This window comes from uncultured Demequina sp. (assembly GCF_913055775.1).
Lineage (GTDB): Bacteria > Actinomycetota > Actinomycetes > Actinomycetales > Demequinaceae > Demequina.
Window position 1 is genome coordinate 1 of record NZ_CAJXJX010000191.1, and the last position, 3,142, is coordinate 3,142.

Here is a 3,142-nt window from a genome sequence, read left to right on the forward strand (position 1 = left end):
GGCGACGTCCGGCTATCTCGAGGCCGACGGCGCCGCCCCCACGCGCTTCGCCCTTCCCGCCGGTGCCGCCGAGGCTCTCACGGACGAGCGCTCGCTCGCCTACATCTCGCCGCTCGCGCGCATGCTCGTGGGCGCCGCGACCCACATGCCCGCCCTCCTCGACGCGTACCGCACCGGCCGCGGCGTGAGCTGGGACCAGATGGGCGACGACGCCCGCTGGTCGCAGGCCGCCATGAACCGCCCGTGGTTCGAGCAGATGCTCGCCGAGGCGATCGAGAAGGTGCCCGACGTCCACGCGACCTTGGGAAGGGCCGATGCGGTGGTCGCCGACGTCGCCTGCGGCGCCGGCTGGTCCTCGATCGCCCTGGCAGACGCCTACCCGAACGCGACCATCGTGGGCATCGACATCGACGAGCCGTCGATCGAGCGCGCCCGCGAGAATGCAGCCGAGGCGGGCGTGAGCGACCGCGTCACGTTCCGCGCAGGCGACGCGCTGGAGGTCGAGGGCACCTACGACGCCGTCTTCATCTTCGAGGCGCTGCACGACATGCCACGCCCCGTCGAGGTGCTCGAGGCCGTGCGCCGGGCGGTGAAGCCCGGCGGTGTGGTCGTCGTCATGGACGAGGGCGTGGGCGACGAGGGCCTCACCGTGGGCGACGACGTCGAGCGGCTCATGTACGGCTTCAGCCTGTTCGTATGCCTGCCGGATGGCATGTCCTCGCAGGGCTCGGCCGGTACCGGCACCGTCATGCGGCCGTCCATCCTCAAGGGCTACGCCCAGGACGCGGGCTTCGAGGACATCTCGGTGCTGCCCATCGAGGACTTCGGCTTCTTCCGGTTCTACCAGCTCCACCAGCCGGCCTGACCAGCGCCCCTCCCCGCGCCGCCGGCCTCGCCCGTCCCCTTCCTTAGCGCGCCAGTGGAGCGTCAGTGTCGTTCTGGCGACGTCCGGGTCACCCAGTGGAGCCTGAGCGTCGCTCTCGCGGGCGCCTCCATAGCACTTGCTATATTTGATCCATGGAAGAGTCGCTCAGCAGCATCGCCGCGCGAACGGACGCTGCCGTCGCGGCGGCGCGGCGCCAGCTCGTCGACGCCGTGCGGCGCGCCCACGCGGCCGGCATGACTCAGTCGGAGATCGCGGCGCAGATCGGCCGCAGCCAGCCCGAGGTCAACCGGCTGCTGCGCTTCCACGGCACCACCCCCCACGCGAAGGCATTGCGCGCCAAGTCATCCGAAGTACGCCGCGCCCTGGCCGAGGCAGGTGGCCGTCGGGTCCGAGTGTTCGGCTCGACGGCGCGCGGCACCGACCGCCCCGACTCCGACGTCGACCTGGTCTTCGACATGGACGAGCCGCTGAGCCTGATGCAACTCTCTGCCGTCGAGAAGCACCTGTCGGAACTGATTGGTGTCGCCGTGGATCTCGTTCCGGCTTCGTCATTGCGCCCTGACCTCCGCGAGTCGGTGCTGAATGAAGCAGTCCTGTTGTGAGCCGAACCGATGATGAACATTTCGCGGACGCACTTCTCCACTTGGACCTCGCGGTACGGCACGCGTCGAGCGTGCCTCTTGATCAGAAAGCGATCGACGCGACCTGCATGCGGCTCGCCGCGGCCCTCGACGCGCTGAATCGCGTCGCTCCCATGGTCCGACAGGAACTCTTTGGCGACGCCTGGTCAGCGATGTGGGGCATGAGGAACCGTATCGCTCACACCTATGCGCTTGTCGAAGCCGACGTCGTTCTCGCAACCGTTCGAGTCGATGTCCCGGAGATCTGCGAACGGATCGAGACCTACCGTTCCAGCTGACTCGGACCTAGCGCTCCACCCCAGCCCCCGCATCGGCCTCGTCGACGGCGACCACCGGCACCTCCATGGTCCGCTCCCCGTCCTCGCGCGGCTCGCGCGCGACGCCGTGCGTGAACTGACTGGCGCGCTCCTCGGCTGCGGCGCTGCCGTGGAACAGGCCCGAATCCCCCGCCTGTTCGGCGGGCACGGACTTGCCACCGCGACGCACCCCACGATGCGCCGTGGACGGCGAGGCGTCCTGCACCAGCACGCGCTGCGCGGGTGCGGCGTCCGGCAGCACCGACTGGATCCACAGCACCATCGCCTCGCGCACGAAGCACCGGAGGTCATACAGCGTGGGAGCGTCCTGCGCGGTCACGAGGATGCGCACGCGCACGTAGCCGGCGGTCGCCTCGGTGACCTGCAGCACGTTCGCGCGGCCGTCGTACAGCGGCGTCTGCGTCAGTACCCACTCGAGGTGCTCGCGCATCTTCTGCGGCGACACCCGCCAGTCCAGGTCGAACTCCACCGAGCCCAACAGCTCGCTGCCCTGCCGGGTCCAGTTCTGGTACGGCGTGGTCGTGAAGTACGTGCAGGGCAGCACCAGCCGGCGGTCGTCCCAGAGGTCGAGCACCACGTAGCTGAGCGTGATCTCGCCCACCTTGCCCCACTCGCCCTCGGCGACGATGACATCGTCCACGCGCAGTGCATCGGAGAACACCAGCTGCAGCCCCGCGAACATGTTCGCCAGCACCGACTGCGCCGCGAGGCCGGCCACGATGGACGCGATGCCCGCGGAGGCCAGCACCGAGGCTCCCACCGCACGCACAGACTCGAAGGTGAGCAGCGCGGACCCCACCGCGACCACGACGATCAGTGCCACCGCCAGGCGCCGAATGATCAGCGTCTGCGTGTGCAACTTGCGTGCCAGCCGGTTGTCCGGCACGTCGATGCGGTGGTGGACCATCGCGAGATCGGCGACGAACTGCACGCACGCGATCAGCAGCCAAGCCGATGCGCCGATCACCGCGATCGTGAACGCCTGCCCGATCAACGGCAGCCACTCGCTGCCGCGCAGGGAGGCATGCACCCCCACCCACGCGCCGATGATGATCAGCAGCAGCCAGAACGGGTTGCGCGCCTGCGTGGACAGCGCGCGCGCCCACTCGTGGCGGCGAGCGGCGAGGCGGAACCCCACATGGACCGCGAGCGCGACCACCACCGCTCCGCCGATTCCGATCGCCACGGCGGCGATGAAGCTGAATGATTCCTCGAGCATGCGCATCCTCCCGGGTGGGCCAGTGCACCACGCTACGGAGCACAGGTTTCGGGGGCGTCAACGCGAGTTTTCGATCCGC

The 3,142-nt window shown here is 69.4% G+C and carries 4 protein-coding genes; 3 read left to right on the forward strand and 1 reads right to left on the reverse strand.

Going from position 1 to position 3,142, the window contains the following annotated elements; genetic code table 11:
* The 3 genes from QZ483_RS13270 to QZ483_RS13280 form a co-directional block, all read left to right on the forward strand.
* A partial coding sequence (locus QZ483_RS13270; protein ID WP_297084800.1) for a class I SAM-dependent methyltransferase occupies positions 1–865 on the forward strand: 865 nt, incomplete at its 5' end.
* A gap of 152 nt (positions 866–1,017) precedes the next feature.
* Entirely contained in the window at positions 1,018–1,488 is a 471-nt protein-coding gene (locus QZ483_RS13275; protein ID WP_297084802.1) for a nucleotidyltransferase family protein, read from the forward strand.
* Complete coding sequence (locus tag QZ483_RS13280) at positions 1,485–1,805, forward strand: HepT-like ribonuclease domain-containing protein (RefSeq protein WP_297084804.1); 321 nt, start codon at positions 1,485–1,487, stop codon at positions 1,803–1,805. Before QZ483_RS13275 ends, QZ483_RS13280 begins: the two co-directional genes overlap by 4 nt.
* A gap of 7 nt (positions 1,806–1,812) precedes the next feature.
* Here QZ483_RS13280 and QZ483_RS13285 read toward each other — a convergent pair whose 3' ends face one another.
* A complete protein-coding gene (locus tag QZ483_RS13285; RefSeq protein WP_297084806.1) occupies positions 1,813–3,063 on the reverse strand; it encodes a mechanosensitive ion channel family protein in 1,251 nt (416 codons plus the stop codon).
* Positions 3,064–3,142: the final 79 nt, after the last annotated feature.

Coding starts and splice junctions, on each gene's coding strand:
- QZ483_RS13285 (WP_297084806.1), bottom strand. CDS start 3,063: ATGCTCGAGGAATCATTCAGCTTCATCGCCGCCGTGGCGATCGGAATC.
- QZ483_RS13275 (WP_297084802.1), top strand. CDS start 1,018: ATGGAAGAGTCGCTCAGCAGCATCGCCGCGCGAACGGACGCTGCCGTC.